Source organism: Parasutterella sp. St.1A3, assembly GCF_059728705.1.
This window is the reverse complement of the sequence record NZ_BAAGFK010000001.1, coordinates 1,767,885-1,786,428: the sequence shown is the minus strand read 5'-3', so window position 1 is coordinate 1,786,428 and position 18,544 is coordinate 1,767,885. Positions and strand designations below refer to the sequence as shown.

The window sequence follows — 18,544 nt, the reverse complement described above, 5'->3', positions numbered from 1 at the left end:
ATGAACATTAAACGTCCGCCCCGTGTGGGGTTTGTTTCTTTGGGCTGTCCGAAAGCCTTGGTTGACAGCGAGAGAATTGTCACCGAACTTCGGGCAGAGGGTTATCTGATTAGTTCCACATACAAAGATTCCGATCTTGTGGTTGTGAACACCTGTGGTTTTATTGATGCGGCGGTTCAGGAATCGCTTGAAGCGATTTCGGAGGCACTCAGTGAAAACGGAAAGGTGATCGTGACCGGCTGTTTAGGCGGCAAGCAGACGGAAGAGGGAAATTTTATTGCGAATAAATTTCCGAAGCTTCTGGGTGTTACAGGTCCTGAGCAGACCGATGAGGTGCTTAGACTGGTGCATGAAAACCTCGAGCGTCCTCATGAACCGTTTGGCGATTTAGTTCCCGCGGGCGGAGTTCTTCTTACGCCGAAGCATTATGCCTATCTAAAAATCGCCGAAGGATGCAATCATCACTGCACCTTCTGTATTATTCCGTCGCTTCGCGGCCCCTTAGTGTCTCGTCCGATCGGTTCGGTTATTCGCGAGGCTCAGAATCTTGTTAAAAGCGGCGTTAAAGAGCTTTTGGTGATCGCGCAGGATACTGCTGCTTACGGCCAGGATGTGAAATACAAGCTTGATTTCATTGGCGGCCGTGCGGTTAAAACCAATATCAAGGTGCTGTTTGAGGAATTAGGCAAGTTTGGCGTGTGGGTCCGACCGCATTATATGTATCCCTATGCGTCGGTTGACGAGATTGTTCCGCTGATGGCCGAAGGGAAGATTCTTCCTTATCTGGACGTTCCGTTCCAGCATGCGCATCCGAGGATTTTGAAAGCGATGAAGCGTCCCGGAAGCGAGTACAACATGGAACGCATTAATGCATGGAGAGCGATCTGTCCGGATATCACCATCCGTTCGACGTTTATTACCGGGTTCCCCGGTGAGACGGAAGAGGAATTCCAATATCTTTTGGACTTCTTGAAAGAAGCTCGATTAAACCGAGTCGGCTGCTTTGCTTATTCTCCGGTTGAAGGCGCCGCGGCAAATGATTTGCCTGGGGCTCTGCCCAAGGAAGTCAGAGAGGAGAGAAGGGCGCGCTTCATGGAAGTTCAGGAGCAGATATCTCGTGAACTTTTAGCTGAGAAGGTAGGCCGCACGATTCGGGTGCTGGTCGATGAAGCGGCGGACGAAGACGGCATAGCCATAGCCCGTTCGACGGCGGATGCTCCGGACATTGACGGTTTGGTCTTCATAGAAGGCAATCCGAGCGTTAAGCCTGGTGACTTCGTTGATGTGCGTGTTACAGATTCTTCCGACTATGACCTGTTTGCAGAGATAGCTGACGGCGAACAGCGATAATCCGGAAATCCAATATGGGTTTTATATAGGTACCGGGTGGTGCCTTTCTTTTGTAACTTATTGGTTAAGTTACAGTAATGGTCAACTATGTACTTTATATATGGGAGAGGTAGTCGGAGAACAGGCAAATAGATGGCTAAGTTAGTAAAGAGCGACTTTGTGCATGGAGTCGTAAGAACTTATAAGTGTCTTGCTTTTGTCCTAGAAAAATTGCAGGAAGCTTGAGCGGAATACCTAAAAGGACTCTTGAAGACACGCGAGTTAGATTCGTGTGCAAGGTCAACAGACAGATAAAACTGCCAGGAGGAGATATTGAGAATAAGATGATTGTGAGCTAAAGGGGTAGGACTCCCGTACTTGGGAGCATCTTCAGCAGAGCGATAGTAAATTATAAATAACCCTATACTAAAAAATATAATTATAAAAAGGGGAATAAAATTTAAATATTTTTTAACGAAGGTATACGGAGGCAAGTAGAGGTGCGTTTTGTTTTGTTATGGAAAATCCTAATCAAATTTGCTTGAACAACGGTCAGAAGTATGTTTAAAATTATTTCATCAAACTAAAAACGAGAAAGAAATGCGAAATAGCAACCTCGAAAAAACCATCTACCCCCCCCCAACAGCGTTGCGCTGATTGTGGTATAGCTTCTTCTTTTACAGAGAAAAATTCGTGTAGTGTTTTAGACCGTCGTCTCAATTCTGAGGACGGTTTTGCTGTACCTGTAATCGCTTTAAATACGACATTTCAAGCTTCAGAAAACGATAGAAGCGCTTGGAATGACACAAAAAGACCTCTGATAGGTTCGTCCATTCAAAAGGATCGAATTGTCGGAGGTTTTTGTTTATTCAGCTTTGGTTCGAATTTGAGAATTGGTGCGTTAGTTCAGCACTGAAAGAATCCCGTGCGAACGGGTTTGTTAATCAGTAGCCGAAAGAGCACCTATCAGATTAAAGAACTGAGGAAAGATGTTCTTAGGCTGCTTTTCATTCCTAGGAGTATTTTTATATGAATAAATTTAAAGTTACATTGTTGGCATCAATGACTTTGGCAGCAGCTTTGGCTAGCGGTCAGGCTTGGGCTCTTACAGAGGGAAGTGCAGCTGGATGGGCCGCGATTGCAATCGGACAACAATCGACAGCCAACGGATCGGGTGCTGTATCAATTGGCTATGATACGAGTGGTGCAGACGGAGGTGTGGCTATTGGTAACGATGCTGACGCTGTTGGGGCTTATGGTATGGCTGTGGGTATGAAGGCAAAAGCAAACGCTGAATATTCAATAGCCCTTGGCACTAGAAGTGAAGCCAATCGTGCCGCCGGTACTTTTGGCACAGCGAGTGAAGCAGTCTCCTTCGGCAGCGTTGAGAAAACCGGATCAACATGGGTTTCAACTTCTGGTGTAGCCTCTATTGGTTCCGACACTGCGAGCCGTCAGTTGACAGGTGTTGCCGCCGGTTCTCAGGACAACGACGCGGTTAACGTCGCTCAGCTGAAATCTCTGCAGCAGTCTTCTGTTTTTGGTCAGGGTTCAAGCATTGAGATTCCGGCCAGCGAAGACGGCTCCACCCCCGCGGTTAATGCAGTCAATGCCTCAGTGTTAGGTGACAGCGGCAAGGTGATGGCTGACGCAGGATCGGCCTTTGGTGCGAATTCTCAGGTTCAGATAGGAGCTAAGGGAGCGGTGGCAATCGGCGCTAACTCAATTGCCACATCCAGACTTGACGCGAATGGAGCCGCTCCTACCGGATATCTTATGCCAAGTGAAGGCGTAACGGATCAATCTGTTTGGCAGGCAGATGCGAATCATGGCGTAGTTTCCTTTGGCGGCAGCTACGAAGCTACAGTAACAGCAGAAGACGGTACAGAAAGCACTCAGACTGTAACCTTCAACCGCCAGCTCACAGGTGTAGCCGCCGGTTCTGAAGACAACGACGCAGTCAACGTTGCTCAGTTGAAAGCGGTTAACGCACAGGTTGAACAAGCTAATACCACACTCAACGGCCTGATGACCGGTGAGACGAAAGTCAGCACTATTCAGTTGACATCCGATCCTGACAACGAAAATGCTCCGACTATCGGTTTGAGATATCAGATGGCAGATGCGACCCCGGCAGCCCAGGCTGATGGAGACGCAGTCACACCGACCAGCTCTCAGGGCCGTCTTGTTTATAACAACATTGACTCGACCGGAGCTGTGACTGGTACCGAAACTATTGCTACGTTGAGCGACGGTATCTTCCTCAGCGGCGGTACAACGACATCGGGCGGAGCAGCGGTTGAATCAGTTAAGGTTGGTCTCGATCAGGGAATCTCCTTCCTTGGTGAAGATGGTTATCTCACAACTGAAGTAACCGCCGATGAGAACGGCGGAGCAGTTGTGAAGATCGCAACGACTCAGGAACTGAAGAACCTTTTAGCTAATTCCGGAAACACGGGAGACACAGGCAACACTGGCGGTTCAACCGGTGGCTCGACAGGTGGTTCTACTGGCGCTTCGACAGGTGGTACATCGGGCGGCTCCAGCGGCTGGACTCCGACTGCTGCTCAGCAGGCGGCCATGAACGGTACTTTCGAAAACGGTATCAATGTCGGTGCCAGCGGCGCTGTGACAATTGCTGCCGGAGAAGGTAATCAGGCGATCACTCTTCAGCAGAACAACGTCAACATGGGCGGAAACCGCATTCAGAACGTTGGCGCTCCGATCGCGGCAACAGACGCGGCCAACAAACAGTATGTTGACAGCACAGCCAACAGCCTCAGAAGCAAGATTCATGATGTGGATCGTGATCTGAGAGCCGGTGTTGCAATGGCAATGGCTGTGGGCAACCTGCCTCAGGCGTATATGCCCGGTAAGTCGATTCTTGCGATGTCCGCAGGTACTTACCACGGTCAGGGCGGTTTTGCGCTCGGTCTGTCGCACGCCACAAATGACCGCAACTGGGTCTTCAAGGGCGCAGCCTCTGTGGATACACGCGGAAACTTTGGCGGCACACTCTCTGCCGGCTATCAGTTCTAAAGAGAACTAAGTGAAACGGCGTCAGTGCGGAGTTTATCCGCACTGCGCCGCTCCGTAGAGGAAATTCAATACAAAATTCGCGGCTATCCCTAAGGTGGAATCTTTGACATTCTTCTGAGGATGCTGTCTGTCAAAGGAATAAAGATTATGAAAAAAGTGGTCATGTTATGTTTACTCGCAGCGAGTATGTCAACGGCGTTGGCGCAGACAGCGCTGAAAATAAACGGTCAGACGATATCGGCGGCAGAACAGAAAGAGCTGATGGAGCTGCTGGCCAAAGAGAAAGGTATAAAGGGTCAGGAGGCTCAGCTGACAATGGCAAGACAGATTCTGTCGGAGGAGAAGATTATCGGCCAGGCGGCTTGGCGTCAGAAGCTGGAGCGAGATCCGCTGGTTAAGAGAAAGATTGCCGAGAGCAAGAACCGAATTTATAGAGAAGCTCTGGTGAATAGCTACTTATCGAAGCATCCGGTAACGGATCAGGAGCTGTCAGCGGCTTATGAAGCGCTGAAACGACAGCACGATCCCAATGAGGTGCAGATTCGCTACATTCTTGTGGACTCGGAAAAGGAAGCCAAGGACCTTCTGTATTTAATCGAGATCGGAGAGAAGATGGACAAGCTAGCCAAAGAGAAGTCTTTGGATAAGGCGAGCGCCGCTGACGGAGGTCTTTTGCCGTTTACCGCGGTAAGTAAATTCAATATCCCGGGCTTTGCCAATGCGGTTAAAGGATTGAAGAAGGGTCAGCTGTACAGGCAGCCGATCAAGAGTCAGCACGGGTATCAGATTTTCCGCTTGGAGGATAGCCGAGTGGTGCCGATGCCGCCTCTTGATCAGATAAAGACTCAGGTTCAGGCGACAGCGGTACAGCAAAAGAGCACAGCGTACCTGAACAGCTTGTTCCGCGGAGCAAAAATAGAGCAGGCATCATCCGAGAAGAGAAAAGCGAAGACGGTTCTTCCTGCCAGAAAGTAGGTCACATATGCAGGAACTTAAATTGCTGATGAGAAACGGCCAGACGCTCTGCGTTTGCAATAGCAGTGAGAGCGATCGTGTGGTATCGGAGTTTGGCCGCTTTCTGGATGAGTTTCGTCTGAGCGAGGGCGCATCAAAAGAAAAATTGTTCATATTTTCGGATCCTCTGCTGATAGTGCGTCTTTCTGAGGTTGCAGCGGTCTCTCTGGTATTTAAGACGACAGAGAGTGAGCAGAGGCAGAAAGAGCAGAAGAAGCGTTTGAGCAGGAAACCGTCAGAAACAAAGGCATTGAATTAGAGATTGAGAAGGCAGTCGGTTCAAAGTCTGAAGCAAAAAGAGTTTGATTTGTTTCTCGTGTAGTACTTAGGCCGTACGTTTCTGTAAATATATCCTCAGGTATTTAGAAGGCCGGAGCTTGTTTCCACTAGGACGGAGGCAAGCTCATTTTTTTGCGGCCTCGGAAATTTAAATATTGAGGCCTAAGGGTATCAGAGCGAAGAATAGAAATGGACCGCCTCCTCGCAGTAACACATTCTAAAAGGAATCATCTTATGGCACGTCCAAAAACATTACCGGATGATCATTATCGTCTTTCCACATACAAAAGGGGCTCGAAGCGTTACGTATATGGCTATCGCAATGTATGGGATCCTGTACGTCGTCAGTCTCGGTCGGCAAAGCGCTTCTATGTTGGCGTTCTTAATGAAGTCACGCGTCAGGTGAGGCTTTGTCAGCGGTTTCTTGCGAATCATCCTGAATATGAAGGTAAAGTCCTCTACTACGAAAATCACGAACTGATTGAAAAACGATAGGCTGCGGATCTTCGAATAAATTTTTTTCAAAACAATTAGATGTCGAACGTTGACGACAGATATAGAAGTTTGCCTTAGTACCGACGAAACCTTGATTTGGCTCTTCTGTCAGTGCTTAATTTGATTATCTTTTTGATTCTGTTCTTAATGATCTGACTAAACTGAGTCAATAGGTATTTAGGAGGCGGGTGTTATGAACATCGTATTTACAATCCTGTGGGCTGTCGTGTGTCTTTGCTGCTTTGTATGGCTTATTTTCCAGGTCGTCACAAAGCGCATGCGGGTTGTTACATTCGTGCTGTTGCTTATTCTGTTTGTCGTGATGGCTTTGGGTGTTTGCGATCTCCTCGGATTAGGACTAGAAATGGGCTAGTGCTCGAAGAGAGTGTTTTTTGTATCTGATTTGACCGAGAGGTCTTCAGAAAAGCAGAAGAGCGGCTTTGGTGGTTTCATTGATTACCAAAGCCGGTCTTTTTGCGTTCGCTGATACATTAGGCGTCGGGAACATGGCCGAGAATTTTTCCAAGCTGTTTGGGTGTCAGCTCTTTCTCAAGCCTCTCATTCTGTATTCCGTCTCTCAGATCTTTAATCTGAGCCAGAGACTGCTCATCGTTTGCATAGCGCCTGAGAATCAATACTGCGGCTGTGAAAAATATCATGCCGAGTAACAGCAAGTGGGCGAGGTAGGGGAATACGACTTCCGAGATCGTTGCACCCGCCTGCGAAGCGCGAAGCATGGCGTCTACCGCCGGCGTCGAGGGCAGAAGCTTGCTGAAGAACAAAATCGGTTCCGGAAAATTCTGCCAGGGGAAAAGGTTGCCGGATAGAAATACGCATGGAATGGAAGTCGGAACAATAATCTGAACGATATATCTCAGGCGTTTGCACAGCGCTGCGATCATTACTGCCATTGACGTAATCGCAAAGCTAAAGACCGCTGCGACGGCGAGCGTAGCTGGCACATTTCTGAAGGCGTTGACGCCGTGGAAGGCAAATGACGCTCCCTCGATATACATAGTCCAAAGAAAGGCCAGAATAAAGAAAGGCAGATACATCGCAATAAAATGCGGGAAGCTTCGCATCGCAAGCGCCAGTGCGTAAGGGTACTTTCGGCGCCAGAACCAATCGTTGAGCAGCATGCCGATGCCCGCGGTAAAGACGGTCTGAATGATGATGACAAAGACAATCGGTACCGTGAAGTTCAAATAGCCGTTAACCGTATTGAACATCGGCTGGAAAACAAACGCCGGTGCACGATTTTTAACTTGGGCAAGCTTATCAAGCGGTATTCCGTGCTCGAGCAGATGCCCGGCTATTGCGCCGGTCACAACTTCCTGAAGGGGACCTGCCGCACCGTTCATAGACACCCTGGCTTTGACGATAAACGCGCCGTTGGAAACGAGCACAAGTGCCGTCGGAATGTCGCGGACTGTGTCACGCTCAAAATTCGGAGGAATGATCAGAATCGCACTGACGCCGCCCTGGCGCATAATGCGTTCTGCCTCCTTCTGATCGGCAGCTTGAAACTCCACATGAACGGAGGGAGAGGCTTTTAGCTCTTGGATGAGCCTGCGGGAAAGAGGCGTCATGTCCTCATCGACCGCCACAATGTTCAGGTGATCGGGGAGCTGCTCCATGTAAGGCCAGCAGTAATAGAAGGAATAGAAGAAGATTGCAAAACAAAAGAAAGGCGCGCAGGCTAAATTACTGACGCACTGTCTGAGCGTAAAGAGAAAACTGTCAAAGAGGCTTGGATGTTTAGCTGACATGATCGGCCTCCGCCTCTAATTCTCGTTTTGCAAATATCCGGTATTTCCATCTGAAGACCGGAATACCCAGAATCAGAGGAATAAATATCATCAGAAGAAAAACACCGAACGTGGTTCCCATATCCCAAATGTCTGCACCGAGAGTCCATTGCTGCGTCTGACCTTCGATGAACCAAGTCAGCGGAAGACACTTAGAGAACGTCCTTGCAATGTCGCTCATGGAGTCAAGCGGCATCGAAAAGCCGGTAAAAGGCAGTGCGGGTGCGGCAAAGCCGGAAGCCACCACCAGCGAAAAACGCCAGGTCGGAGCAATCCCGCAGATCAGAATGGCGCATGTCAGCATAACCAGCAGACAGGCCGCACCGCAGATAAACCAAATAAATAAACTTGAGGCTTTCAGCGCAGTAAATCCGCTTACTCCGGCAAATAATCCGATGTAGGCGAGAATGACCAGACAATAGAAGAAATAGTGGGGCAGGAGTTTGCCGCAAAGCGCTGCGGTCACATAGTGCTGCGCGGTATCCATCCACTCATTGATTCGGTAAAGGTAGACTTCCCGAACGATAGCCGTTACAAAGGAGAGAACCGCAGCAAGCATAATCACGCCGGGCATCAGGTTGCTGCCTAAAAAGGCGAGGAAGCTGAACTGCATATTGCCGAGCGCGTAAAAGTCCGAATGAACACCCGAAACAATTCGCTCTGCGCCGCTTACGCCGCTTCCCGTAAGAAGCGTCACCTTGGCCATATTCTGCAGCGTCATTGCACTCATAATCGTGGCTATGGAGGTTTGGATTGTGCCTGCGACCGCATAGCGGTTTTCGTCCAGATAAACCGACAGCGAGGAGCCGGTTCCTTTGTACTGCTCCTTCATGTAGCCCTCAGGGACTTCAATGATGCCGTAAACGGAGCCGTGCTTCAGTGCGGCAAGCGCTTCATCGTGACTGTTGTACGTGACGAGTCCCATGGTTCTGTCCGCATCCAGCGCTCTTCCGATTTCACGGCTCATCGATGTATTGTCGTGGTCGATATAAGCGACGGGTACATCGGTAATGACGCCGTTGTACAAGAGGCCCCAGACAATCAGAACCCAAATGACTGGCATAAAACCGCAAAAAATAATTTCCTGCGGTCTGCTGATGAGCTGTCTGACCTCTCGGGCCGCTACCGCGGCGACAAGTTCGAACCATTTAATCGGAGAAATCATGATGATCTACTTGTAATCGTCTACAAGAACACTCATGCCGGGACGCAGTCCCTCGACTTTTTTAAGAGGACGGGCTCTGACTTCAAAAGTCTTCATGTCGTAGCCCGAGTCCATGCGTGTGCTTCTCCATGTGGCGTAATTGGCCCGCGGACTGATGTAATAAATTTCGTAGTCGATTTTTTCGTCGCCAAGCGCAGGGACATACGCTTTAAAGACCTTGCCGATCTTGATGTCGGGCATGTTTTCTTCGCGAATGTTGAAGCTTGCCCATTGATCGTTCAGATCAACCAGGGTCACGACCGGGAAACCCGCTGCGGCGATTTCGCCTTCGATCAGTATGACCTTATCGACTTCTGCACCGATTGGCGCGTAAAGTGTTTTGTCAGCGGTGAGGGATTCAACTTGTTTGACGCCGGCCTGTGCTTCCGCGGTCAGATCCGATACAGCGGACTTTTCCTGTTCTCTTGCACCGATCAGAGCGATTTCGTACTGTTGCTTGGCGGCATTGGCCTGCTGGCTTGCCGCTTTCCAGTTGGTTTGAACTTCGTCGTACTTCTGTTTGGACACCAGACCGTCCTTGTAAAGGGCGGAAATTCGGTTGTATGTTTTAAGCGCTAAGTCGGCCGCGGCCTGAGCTCTTTCCCATTGAGCCTTAGTGGCTTCTTTTTCCTGAGGACGGGCGCCTTCGTCAACAAGGCTCTGTTTGGCCTGAGCGGCGCGTTTCTGAGCTTCGAGCTGCTGAAGTTTGGCTTCAAGTTCAGGCAGATGCATTTCTGCGACCGGCTGCCCCGCGGCCACAGTGTCTCCTTCCTTCACGAGAACTTTCGCAACGCGTCCGGGAACTTTTGATGCGACGGTGACCGTTCTTGATTCCATTTGTCCTTGTAGTGGCGGAAGAGGCGGAAAGGCCGCACGATAGACGCCGTACACCAGGAAAATTATCAGTGCGGAAAGCAAAATGAGCAGAAGGAGAATGCCGATCTTTGACTTATTGGATACTTTGAGATCAGCATTTTGATCCGTCTGCGCCGCCGCTTGATTCTGAGCGGGAGAGGGTTTGTTCGTGGACTCTGACATAACGATTACTGTTCGATAATGACTTGACGGTTGTTAACGGCGTTCATAAATTCACTCATTTGTCCCGCGATCGCGTGCAGCATGGCGTAATTGGAGACAAATTCAAAGGCGGCGAGACGTCGGCCGACTTCTGCCTGCAGAAGCTGATTGCGCGCTTCGTTGACATCGAGCGCGGTCGCAAGTCCCTCGCCGAAACTCTTGGACTTCAGGCGAAGGTTTTCGCTCGCAAGTTTGACGGTTGAAGCGCTGAGTTTGTACTGCTCAATCGCGTTCTTAGTTTTAAGCCATGCGACTTCAACACCGGTTCTTACCTGATTGATGGCTTCGGCTTTGCCGGCTTCAGCCTGGCGAACCGTCGCCTCGGCGCTTCGGATGCTCGCTCGTCTGTCCTTAGCGTCCCAAAGCGTGAAATTGACGCCGATACCCGCGATCCAGTTCGGTTCGACAAGCGTCTGATAGTGTTTGATGAAGTTATAAGTGCCAAATGCGAACACCTGAGGGTGCCATGCGCCTTTCTGAGCTTTGACGCCTTCGCTTGCCTGATCGGCTTTGGCCTGAATGACGGCAATCTGAGGGTTGGCCGCAAGAGCTGTATCCACCCAGTATTTAAGCGGCTGAAGCGGAACGTTCAAGACAAACAGAGGTGTTGAGAGATCCCCGAAGTCGTCATCTCTGAGCAGTCTCGCAAGCTGCAGTTTGGCGACTTTAGCGTTGTCTTTGGCTTTCAGGTATTCGCGATGACGATTGTCTCTCTGAACCTGTACGGACATACGCTCAATCTTGCTGATCATGCCCTGTTTTTCAAACTTTTTGGCTTTCGCAAGTTCCTGATCCTGATGAGCCAGCATGTCTTTTTGGAGTTTCTCGATGGAAACCGCAAGCTGTGTGCCGAAGTAGTAGCCCGCAAGCTGAGCATCTAAATCTTCAACATCGGCTCGTTTCTGAGCCATCGCTTCATCGACCGCGTATTTGCTTGCTTCCTGTGCCGCGGAGATCTTACCGCCCGTGTAAATTGGCCAAGTCGCTGTCGCAGACGCTCTTGGACCGTTCAGCGACATTTTTTCATGAAGGCCGACATTGAATGATGTCAGACCGGGCAGCGGAATCGGTGAAGGGACTTGCGTGTTAATGTCGATTTTCTTCTGCCCAGCGATTTGGAAGGCCTGAACAGTTACTGTCGGACCGCCGAGCATTTCGAGCGATTTCTGAGTTTCCTGCTTACTCTGAACATTGGCTTCGCTCGACTTGATTTTGTCGCTGCGTTCGTACAGCCAGTCTCTTGCGACTGTGAAACTGAGCGGCATTGCTGCCGAAGCGAAGTCAGCCGCCGCGAGTGCAAGCAGAAGACAGGTGCAGATCTTTGTCTTAAACATTTGTATGAGTATCTGTCGTCAGGATATGAAGGTCATCCCGGTTATTTATGTTTCACCTTAAAGGAGGAGAAAAGCAAGGCTTCCTCCGCCCCATAGGCTATCTGTATTCTAAATTCAATTGTTTTAAAATTGTCCGATACGGGCGCTTCGCAGGCTAAATTAGTTTGCCGTCCAAATACACATTAAGGCTCATCGGCGGATTAAGGATTCTCTTCATGCTTTCAAATCAATGGAAAAGTCTGCACCTCGGTCTTTGGGAACTGGTTTTCAAGGTTATGGACGAAGGTTCGATCACACGGGTGGCAGATATGAATTCTATCCAGAGAAGCCGTCTTTCGCGATTGATTTCTTCGCTCGAGGAAGAGACCGGGCATCGGCTTTTAGAGCGACAGGGCAGGAAGCTTGAACCGACAATGGCCGCTCTGGAGCTTCGCGCAAAGATTGAGCCGATGATTTCGGACATCAGAAAGACGCTGGAAGCCGAGAAAGAAAACGCGGACTCAGATAAAGGCGGCATTCGGTTTGGTGCGATGCCGGGATTTCTGCAGACTCAGGTTGTGCCTTTGATTGCGGAATTCCAAAAGCGCCATCCGCAGGTTTCCTTTGACGTGATCGGAGATGATGATCCTAAAGCGTTCATGGGCGGTCAGACCGATCTCATGCTTTATTACGGTCCGGTCAACAGTGCCAATCTTGTGGAGAACTGGGTCACCAGATCGCTTTTTGTGCCGTGCGCCTCTCCCAAATATCTTAAAGAAGCGGGCTCTCCGACTTCTCCCGAAGAACTTGTCAATCATTCGGGCGTCATCTACACGGGCCGCGTTCGACCGCACTCGGATGTGATGGAGAAGAACGGCCGTGTTCAGACATTCCGCTGGAAATCCATGATTCGGTTCAACAACATCCTGCTTGCAAAAACCGCGGCGGTGGAAGGCTGCGGCATTGTGCTTGATATGCCGCTGCATCACTGTTTTGACGAGATTATGGAAGGCAAGCTGGTTCCCGTGCTTAACGGCTGGCGCATTCCTAATTTGGACAACTATATCGGCGCAACGCTTGCCGCCTCTAAACTTCGCCGCGTGCAGATGTTTATCGATTTTTATGTTCGCAGACGAAGAGAAATCGAAGGCGAGCAGAAGCGTCGTCTGCAGGAAAAATATTCTTTTATTGTGTAGTTTTTTCTCCGAAAAAAACGGCCCGAAACTTTGTGTTTCGGGCCGACCCAAGGAGAACTATCAAAAAACTAAATCCGAATTACTTGCCGTGGCAGCCGGCGCAGAAGTTTTCCTGCGGCGCATGACCTTTGTGGCACTCCATGCAGCTCAGATCTTCGAAGTGCGGTGCATGCGGATTCAGACCGTCAAACTTAGGCTTAATCTTTTCGCCTGCCGTTTTCAGCTGATCCGGGTTGTGACACTGAACGCATTTTGTGTATTCCACATCCTGACCGCCTGTCGGAGCCTGGTGGCAGACCGTGCAGGGCATATTCTTCGCTGCGTGCTTTTCAGCGACTCCTGCCGCCTCAGCGCAGCTGAATGAGAACAGAGCAGCTGCGGCGAGGCCTATAAATAGGGGTGATAATTTCATATAGGCCTCCACAGATTATTTAGCGAGATTTGCTGCCTGCTGACCGGCGATGCGGCCGAAGACGAAGTTGTCAATCAGAGCGTTGCCGCCGGCACGGTTCGTACCGTGGATACCGCCGGTGGTTTCGCCGGCTGCGTAGAGGCCCGGAATGACTTTGCCGTTCACATCCACAACTTCAGCGTTCGGTGTGATTCTGAGACCGCCGCAGGAGAAGTGAACGTCCTGAGTTTCTTTACCGAAGAAATACGGCGGCTTGTTGATGAGCTGAGTGAATGTGGTCTTGCCGAAGTCCGGGTCTTCCTTCTTGGCTGCAAATTCGTTGTAGCGGTCGAGTGTGGCCTGAAGAACCTTCGGATCAACGCCCATCTTCTGAGCCATTTCTTCGACGGTGTCGGCCTTAAAGACGATGCCTTTCTTCAGCTTGCCTTCAACGGAGGCGCCCTTCAGAGACTGGTCGTCCGTGATGACCCACATTGTTCTGCCGGGAAGAGCGAGAACAGCGTCAGCGATGGCGTCGCGTCTTCCGCCTTCATTGACGAAGCGCTTGCCCTGAGGATCTACGAAGATGTCACCGCCTACGTAGTCGATGCAGCGGCCGCCGACGAACGGAATCAGCTGGATGTAGTTCATGCCGTCAGTATCAGCGCCGATCTTTGTAGCCATGTTGATACCGTCACCGGTAGAGCCGTCAAAGGATTTGCCGGTCGGGTTGGCGGTTGTTTTGAAGGAGGCGTCTAAGCGTCTGTCATAGCGCATACGCATCGGAACGTTCGCGGTGAAGCCGCCGGTTGCCAGAACAACTGCTTTGGCCTGATAAGTAATCTTTTCGCCGTTCTTTGTCTGAGCGACGACGCCTTCAACCGGAGATTTGTCGTCTTTGCGGATCAGCTCAATTGCGCGTGTATTGGTCTTAACCTGTACACCGTGTTCTTTAGCTGCTTTGTTGAGAACGCGGATGTAATCGTGTCCGGCGTTCTTGTCTCCGGAGTTGTGAGAACGAGCGAAGAGGCCGCCCCAAGCTTCGAAGACACGCGGGTTCCACTGTACGCCGAGTTTTTCCATCCATTTAATGGCCGCTTCGGAATTGTCGGCAAGTGTTTTAACCAGTTCGGGATTGGCGCGGAAGTCGCCGGCTTTCATTGTCTGAGCAGCCATCTTTTCTGCGGAGTCTTCAATGCCGAGCGCTTTCTGACGTTCGTGGTCAACCGCGTTCACGGAACCGCCGGAGATGACGGTATGGCCGCCGACAACAGGATTCTTTTCAAGAAGAACAATGTTTTTTGCACCGGCTTCGGCAGCGGAGACGGCGGCTGAGAAACCGGCACCGCCCGCGCCGACGATGACAACGTCAGCCTGAACAGTCTGGTCGGCCCAAGCGGCGGAAACTGCGAGTGCTAAAGCGGAAGCAACGATAATTTTCTGCATTTTTAATCTCCATCAAGAAGTTGAGTTTTAAAAGTGAAACCTTGTTGATGGATATTTTGTCGTGTCCGGCTTTTGGCCATAATGTACCTTCGTGCATATGCACCAAGGTGCATACTCGTTATCGCCGATTGAGTTCTTCGGCGATTTTGAGTCCGGCGATTCGGCCAAACACAAAGCAGGAGATTAGCGAGTCGCCTCCTAAGCGATCCGCGCCATGGATACCGCCCGTGACTTCGCCTGCCGCATAAAGGTTTTTAATCGGACGGTCCGCCTGATCCAGGACTTGGGCTGAAGGATTGATTTTGAGACCGCCGCAGCTGAAGTGCGCGTCAAAGCGTTCTTTTCCGAAATAAAAGGGCGGTTTCTCGATTTTCTGAGTAAATGTGGTTTTACCGAAGTCCTCGTCCCTTCCTTGTTCAGCAAACTTGTTGTAGCGGTCAATCGTGTATTTCAGGACTGCGCGGTCGACACCCATTTTGTCCGCAAGTTCTTGGATGCTGCCCGCTGTGTCGACAACGCCCGTCAGAAGTTTTGCTTCTAAGCCGGAATTCTTGGTTGACTGAGCGTCAGTCACCACCCACATGACGCGGTCGGGAAGATTCAGAAACGCTTCCGAGACAAAGCGCACTTCAGCGCTTTCATCCACAAATCTTTTTCCGGATGAATCAAGGAAGATGTCGCCTCCGACGTAGTCAAGAAGGCGGCCGCCCTGAAGCGGAATGAGCTGTATCGCATCCATATCCACGGTTTTCGCGCCGATTGTCTCAGCCATAAGAATGCCGTCACCGGATGCGCTGTCGTATCCTGTTCCGTTGGGATCGGCGGTACTGCGGATGTTGCCGTCGAGCCTCTGGTCGTAGCGCATCCGCATGGAAAGGTTCCCGGTAAAGCCTCCGGTTGCGATAAGGACCGCTTTAGCTCGAATCAGTCTCTGCCGCTTGTTTTTATCAATGACGCTGATGCCTTGGACTCTTCCATCCTCAAAAATCAGGCGTTCAGCTTTGGTGTTGAGCAGCATCTGCACGCCCAAATCCCGGGCATGGCGATTGAGGGTGCGCAGATACAGCATGCCGTTCCGTTTGGCTCCGGCAGAATGCGCTCGTCTATGCTTGCCGGACCAGGCTTCAAAAACCTCTTCCTGGAAAGGGATTCCAAGTCCGGAGAGCCATTGGAAAGTTGGGTAGGCATTGCTGACAAGCGTTCTTACCAGTGCCGGATCGTTACGATATGCGCCGGTTTCAAGAATCTGCTGCTCCCCTGTCTTTAATGCCTTGGCGCAGCTGCATTTCCGGATCCACGGCGTTGACGCTTCCGCCCGAGAGCGCGGAGTGTCCGCCGATGAAGGGAGCTTTTTCAATGACAAGGATATCTTTTAAACCGGTTTCCGCGGCAGCGGCCGCAGCGGAAAGCCCTGCGGCGCCGGACCCGATGATGATCAGACTGTATTCTTTTTCAGATGCGGCTGAAAGCGTAGGAACGTAGCTCAGCAGCAGCGAGCCCAAAAGAAAAAAGCGTCTATTCATACGATACCTGCAGTTCGTTAAGGAAGGCTGCCAGCTCCACGGCTGAGGCTACATTAAGTTTTGCGCAGACGTTTGAGCGATGCATCTTTACCGTACGCTCGCTAATGCCTAAGTCATAAGCAATGACCTTATTGAGTTCCCCTTTAGCTACACGCAGTGCAACCTCTTTTTCTCTTGGCGTTAGAGACTCAAAGACCGATTTCAGCTTCTCGCGGGATTCGATGCTTTCTGTCAGTGCAACACTTTCTTTGACCGCTTTGCAGACGGCAGCCTGAAGCCGCTCGGGTTTGGAAGTTTTTTCAAGGAAGTCAGAGGCGCCGCGCTTGAGCGCGTGCACCGCCATATCCAAATCTCCATGACCTGATAGAAAGATAATAGGAAGGCGGCAGTCCTTTTGATTTAATTTGACCTGCAGCTCCATGCCTGTCATCTCAGGCATACGCACATCAAGCACCAGACAGCCCGGTCTTGAAAGATCGTCGGTTTCAAGGAAGTGAACGGCGCTTTCGTATTCTTTGATTTCCCAGCCCATCACGCTGAGGAAGAACGAGGTGGAGCTTCGAGCGTCTGCGTCGTCGTCAATAATTCTAACCAGCGGGTGCTTCATTTTCCTTATCCTTTTCAATGGTGAACTTCGCGCTTATGCCGTTTGGCTGAAGGCGGCTGAATTCCAGCGTGCCGCCGTGACTGTCAGCGATTCCTCTCACAAGAGAAAGACCGATGCCCATTCCGTTGGGCTTAATGCTGTCGCCAAGAGATTTAAGTCTGGCAAATCCGGCATCGTCGAGCGCCGGGCCGTTGTCTTCCACCTCAATACAAAAGTGATCGGTGTCGGCGTCGGTAATCGTAAGAGAAACGGCCGGCTGACTTTGAGATTCTGCGGCGCTGCAGGCGTTGCGCATCAGATTGATCATCAGCAGTTCCAGTTCCAGAGGTTCGCCGCTGACATAAGCGTGTTGGGGTCCCTGGTATTTAATCGGAATATTTTTGTACTGTCCTGAAGCGAGAACGGTAAGTGCGCTTTCTGCGATCTGAGTTAAATCACATCTTTTGAGTGTGCCGCGTTTGCGTTTGGCGTAATTGCGCACGCGGATGATGATGTCGCCGATCCTCTCGCTGTTGGATTCCAGATTTGAGATGGCTTTTGCGGTCAGCGCGTCCGAGCGGCCTTCTTTTTGGAGGTGATACTTGAGGCCTGCCAAGTAGTTGTTGATCGCCATCAGCGGCTGCTGGCATTCGTGAGCCAGCATCCCGGACATCTGGGAGATCACGCCGAATTTTTCCAGCTGAGCGAGTCGGAGTCTGGATTCGCGCTGCTCTTTTTCCAGCTGAATTTGTCTTTCAAGCGTTCGCTTGACCTGAGCCGTCCGTTTGGCAACGGTCTTTCTGAGATAGAACCAGTTGCCGATGAGCATGAGAAGCAGTAAAGCGGCGACTCCGATCTCTGTTCCGAAGCGGCTGATGACTCCGTTTAGGCTCCAGTCTTTGAGATAAGCGTAGGGACCGATCTGAAGGTCGCGATACAAGTCGCTGACTTTGGAGAAGCGGTTGGCAATCGTCCATTCGTAGTCGTTGGTCGCTCCTATGGAAATGAGTGCGGAAGTTACTTCCCAGGCCAATTTCGGAGAGGTCTGTTCCACGGAGGCAAAGACAATGCCGGGATAGAGATCCGTTGAATGCGCGCAATGAAGTGTTGTATTGGATTTTGGCGCGACAACCTTGAATTCGCTTAGGTCCAGCAGGCCTTCATCCGCCATTTTCTCAAGCAGGCAGGCTGATAAGATCGCGACATCCGCTTTCCTTTCGACGAGCGCCATCAGCGCGTCCGGAAATTGAAAATGCGAGAAGAGGGCCTTTGAGAAAAAGTTGTCCGGGTTAAAGCCGAGCTTATGTATTTCATGGAGTGCGATGAGCCAGCCGTCAAAGGAGTTCGGCTGAGAGGCGACAACGGTCTTTCCTTTCAGCGACGCCAGGGAGTCCAGATCTTTTCGATCGGCGAGCGTCACAAACGTGCTTGCTTCGGATGCAGACGGATCCTCAGAGAGGACGGTCTTTCTAGTCGCGATGTGCATCGCACCCTGCAGGAGACTGAGCTCGTGAAATGTTCCTGCAGAGCAGATAAAGAAACTGACATCCTGCCTTTTGAGATCTTCGGCCGGATTGATCGAATTCACCGGAACAAATTTGAACTGATGCTGCGGAAGTTTTTGGTTTAGATAATCCAATGTCGGGCTGAGTGTTTCTGAAAACAGGCCCGGATTGAAAGAGTCAATGATGCCGATTTTGATCTCATCGGCATGAGCGTAGGTACAAAAGGTCAGCGCTGCGAACACAGAGGCTGCAGCGTTAAATATCTTTCTAACTCTGTTCACCGTTGACCACTTCATCATTTTTAAATTTTTTGGGCCATTGTTACATATTCTCGGGTGG

17 protein-coding genes are annotated in these 18,544 nt (G+C 50.7%); 7 read left to right on the top strand and 10 right to left on the bottom strand.

Annotation, left to right across the window (positions count from 1 at the left end; genetic code table 11):
• The 6 genes from rimO to AC6I1F_RS08235 all read left to right on the top strand — a co-directional run bounded on the left by rimO (position 1) and on the right by AC6I1F_RS08235 (position 6,529).
• The gene (rimO, locus tag AC6I1F_RS08260; protein ID WP_289162886.1) at positions 1-1,350 is read left to right on the top strand and encodes a 30S ribosomal protein S12 methylthiotransferase RimO; all 1,350 of its coding nucleotides are present in this window, start codon (positions 1-3) and stop codon (positions 1,348-1,350) included.
• Positions 1,351-2,358: 1,008 nt separating this feature from the next.
• Positions 2,359-4,368 carry a YadA family autotransporter adhesin gene (locus tag AC6I1F_RS08255; protein ID WP_497801730.1) on the top strand — a complete coding sequence of 670 codons (2,010 nt, stop codon included), beginning with the start codon at positions 2,359-2,361 and terminating at the stop codon, positions 4,366-4,368.
• 186 nt (positions 4,369-4,554) lie between these two features.
• Positions 4,555-5,343, top strand: coding sequence for a peptidylprolyl isomerase (locus AC6I1F_RS08250; RefSeq protein ID WP_497801729.1), 789 nt, complete (start codon positions 4,555-4,557; stop codon positions 5,341-5,343).
• A gap of 7 nt (positions 5,344-5,350) precedes the next feature.
• Complete coding sequence (locus AC6I1F_RS08245) at positions 5,351-5,641, top strand: hypothetical protein (protein ID WP_497801728.1); 291 nt, start codon at positions 5,351-5,353, stop codon at positions 5,639-5,641.
• A 254-nt stretch (positions 5,642-5,895) separates the two neighbouring features.
• A complete protein-coding gene (locus AC6I1F_RS08240) occupies positions 5,896-6,156 on the top strand; it encodes a hypothetical protein (RefSeq protein ID WP_289187737.1) in 261 nt (86 codons plus the stop codon).
• Positions 6,157-6,349: 193 nt separating this feature from the next.
• Positions 6,350-6,529, top strand: a complete 180-nt coding sequence (locus AC6I1F_RS08235) for a hypothetical protein (RefSeq protein WP_289163595.1) — start codon at positions 6,350-6,352, stop codon at positions 6,527-6,529.
• Between the two features lie 118 nt (positions 6,530-6,647).
• Here the strand turns inward: AC6I1F_RS08235 and AC6I1F_RS08230 are convergent, their stop codons facing one another.
• From AC6I1F_RS08230 to AC6I1F_RS08215, 4 genes are read right to left on the bottom strand one after another with little or no spacing between them, the layout of a single operon-like run.
• Positions 6,648-7,925, bottom strand: a complete 1,278-nt coding sequence (locus AC6I1F_RS08230) for an ABC transporter permease (protein WP_289163593.1) — start codon at positions 7,923-7,925, stop codon at positions 6,648-6,650.
• Positions 7,915-9,129: an ABC transporter permease gene (locus tag AC6I1F_RS08225; protein ID WP_289163591.1), complete on the bottom strand. Its 1,215-nt coding sequence runs from the start codon at positions 9,127-9,129 to the stop codon at positions 7,915-7,917. Before AC6I1F_RS08225 ends, AC6I1F_RS08230 begins: the two co-directional genes overlap by 11 nt.
• Before the next feature lie 6 nt (positions 9,130-9,135).
• Positions 9,136-10,206 (bottom strand): HlyD family secretion protein, encoded by a 1,071-nt coding sequence (locus tag AC6I1F_RS08220; protein ID WP_289163589.1) that lies wholly within the window; start codon positions 10,204-10,206, stop codon positions 9,136-9,138.
• Between the two features lie 5 nt (positions 10,207-10,211).
• Positions 10,212-11,579 carry a TolC family protein gene (locus AC6I1F_RS08215; protein WP_160334283.1) on the bottom strand — a complete coding sequence of 456 codons (1,368 nt, stop codon included), beginning with the start codon at positions 11,577-11,579 and terminating at the stop codon, positions 10,212-10,214.
• A 215-nt stretch (positions 11,580-11,794) separates the two neighbouring features.
• Between AC6I1F_RS08215 and AC6I1F_RS08210 the strand changes: the two genes are divergently transcribed.
• Positions 11,795-12,754 carry a LysR family transcriptional regulator gene (locus AC6I1F_RS08210; protein ID WP_289077378.1) on the top strand — a complete coding sequence of 320 codons (960 nt, stop codon included), beginning with the start codon at positions 11,795-11,797 and terminating at the stop codon, positions 12,752-12,754.
• Positions 12,755-12,833: 79 nt separating this feature from the next.
• Here AC6I1F_RS08210 and AC6I1F_RS08205 read toward each other — a convergent pair whose 3' ends face one another.
• The 6 genes from AC6I1F_RS08205 to AC6I1F_RS08180 all read right to left on the bottom strand — a co-directional run bounded on the left by AC6I1F_RS08205 (position 12,834) and on the right by AC6I1F_RS08180 (position 18,504).
• Positions 12,834-13,166, bottom strand: a complete 333-nt coding sequence (locus tag AC6I1F_RS08205; RefSeq protein WP_251450764.1) for a cytochrome c3 family protein — start codon at positions 13,164-13,166, stop codon at positions 12,834-12,836.
• Positions 13,167-13,181: 15 nt separating this feature from the next.
• On the bottom strand, positions 13,182-14,591 hold the full coding sequence (locus AC6I1F_RS08200; RefSeq protein ID WP_251450762.1) for an FAD-dependent oxidoreductase: 1,410 nt from the start codon (positions 14,589-14,591) through the stop codon (positions 13,182-13,184).
• Positions 14,592-14,709: 118 nt separating this feature from the next.
• Entirely contained in the window at positions 14,710-15,948 is a 1,239-nt protein-coding gene (locus AC6I1F_RS08195; protein WP_289163583.1) for an FAD-dependent oxidoreductase, read from the bottom strand.
• Positions 15,830-16,114, bottom strand: coding sequence for an FAD-dependent oxidoreductase (locus AC6I1F_RS08190; protein ID WP_289163581.1), 285 nt, complete (start codon positions 16,112-16,114; stop codon positions 15,830-15,832). The genes AC6I1F_RS08195 and AC6I1F_RS08190 overlap by 119 nt, the downstream gene beginning before the upstream one ends.
• Positions 16,107-16,721 carry a response regulator transcription factor gene (locus AC6I1F_RS08185; RefSeq protein WP_251450752.1) on the bottom strand — a complete coding sequence of 205 codons (615 nt, stop codon included), beginning with the start codon at positions 16,719-16,721 and terminating at the stop codon, positions 16,107-16,109. Before AC6I1F_RS08185 ends, AC6I1F_RS08190 begins: the two co-directional genes overlap by 8 nt.
• Entirely contained in the window at positions 16,702-18,504 is a 1,803-nt protein-coding gene (locus tag AC6I1F_RS08180; RefSeq protein WP_289163578.1) for a sensor histidine kinase, read from the bottom strand. The genes AC6I1F_RS08185 and AC6I1F_RS08180 overlap by 20 nt, the downstream gene beginning before the upstream one ends.
• Positions 18,505-18,544: the final 40 nt, after the last annotated feature.

Coding starts and splice junctions, on each gene's coding strand:
- AC6I1F_RS08200 (WP_251450762.1), bottom strand. CDS start 14,591: ATGCAGAAAATTATCGTTGCTTCCGCTTTAGCACTCGCAGTTTCCGCC.
- AC6I1F_RS08185 (WP_251450752.1), bottom strand. CDS start 16,721: ATGAAGCACCCGCTGGTTAGAATTATTGACGACGACGCAGACGCTCGA.
- AC6I1F_RS08235 (WP_289163595.1), top strand. CDS start 6,350: ATGAACATCGTATTTACAATCCTGTGGGCTGTCGTGTGTCTTTGCTGC.
- AC6I1F_RS08255 (WP_497801730.1), top strand. CDS start 2,359: ATGAATAAATTTAAAGTTACATTGTTGGCATCAATGACTTTGGCAGCA.
- AC6I1F_RS08230 (WP_289163593.1), bottom strand. CDS start 7,925: ATGTCAGCTAAACATCCAAGCCTCTTTGACAGTTTTCTCTTTACGCTC.
- AC6I1F_RS08225 (WP_289163591.1), bottom strand. CDS start 9,129: ATGATTTCTCCGATTAAATGGTTCGAACTTGTCGCCGCGGTAGCGGCC.
- rimO (WP_289162886.1), top strand. CDS start 1: ATGAACATTAAACGTCCGCCCCGTGTGGGGTTTGTTTCTTTGGGCTGT.
- AC6I1F_RS08180 (WP_289163578.1), bottom strand. CDS start 18,504: ATGATGAAGTGGTCAACGGTGAACAGAGTTAGAAAGATATTTAACGCT.
- AC6I1F_RS08245 (WP_497801728.1), top strand. CDS start 5,351: ATGCAGGAACTTAAATTGCTGATGAGAAACGGCCAGACGCTCTGCGTT.
- AC6I1F_RS08250 (WP_497801729.1), top strand. CDS start 4,555: ATGTCAACGGCGTTGGCGCAGACAGCGCTGAAAATAAACGGTCAGACG.
- AC6I1F_RS08210 (WP_289077378.1), top strand. CDS start 11,795: ATGCTTTCAAATCAATGGAAAAGTCTGCACCTCGGTCTTTGGGAACTG.
- AC6I1F_RS08220 (WP_289163589.1), bottom strand. CDS start 10,206: ATGTCAGAGTCCACGAACAAACCCTCTCCCGCTCAGAATCAAGCGGCG.
- AC6I1F_RS08190 (WP_289163581.1), bottom strand. CDS start 16,114: ATGAATAGACGCTTTTTTCTTTTGGGCTCGCTGCTGCTGAGCTACGTT.
- AC6I1F_RS08240 (WP_289187737.1), top strand. CDS start 5,896: ATGGCACGTCCAAAAACATTACCGGATGATCATTATCGTCTTTCCACA.
- AC6I1F_RS08215 (WP_160334283.1), bottom strand. CDS start 11,579: ATGTTTAAGACAAAGATCTGCACCTGTCTTCTGCTTGCACTCGCGGCG.
- AC6I1F_RS08205 (WP_251450764.1), bottom strand. CDS start 13,166: ATGAAATTATCACCCCTATTTATAGGCCTCGCCGCAGCTGCTCTGTTC.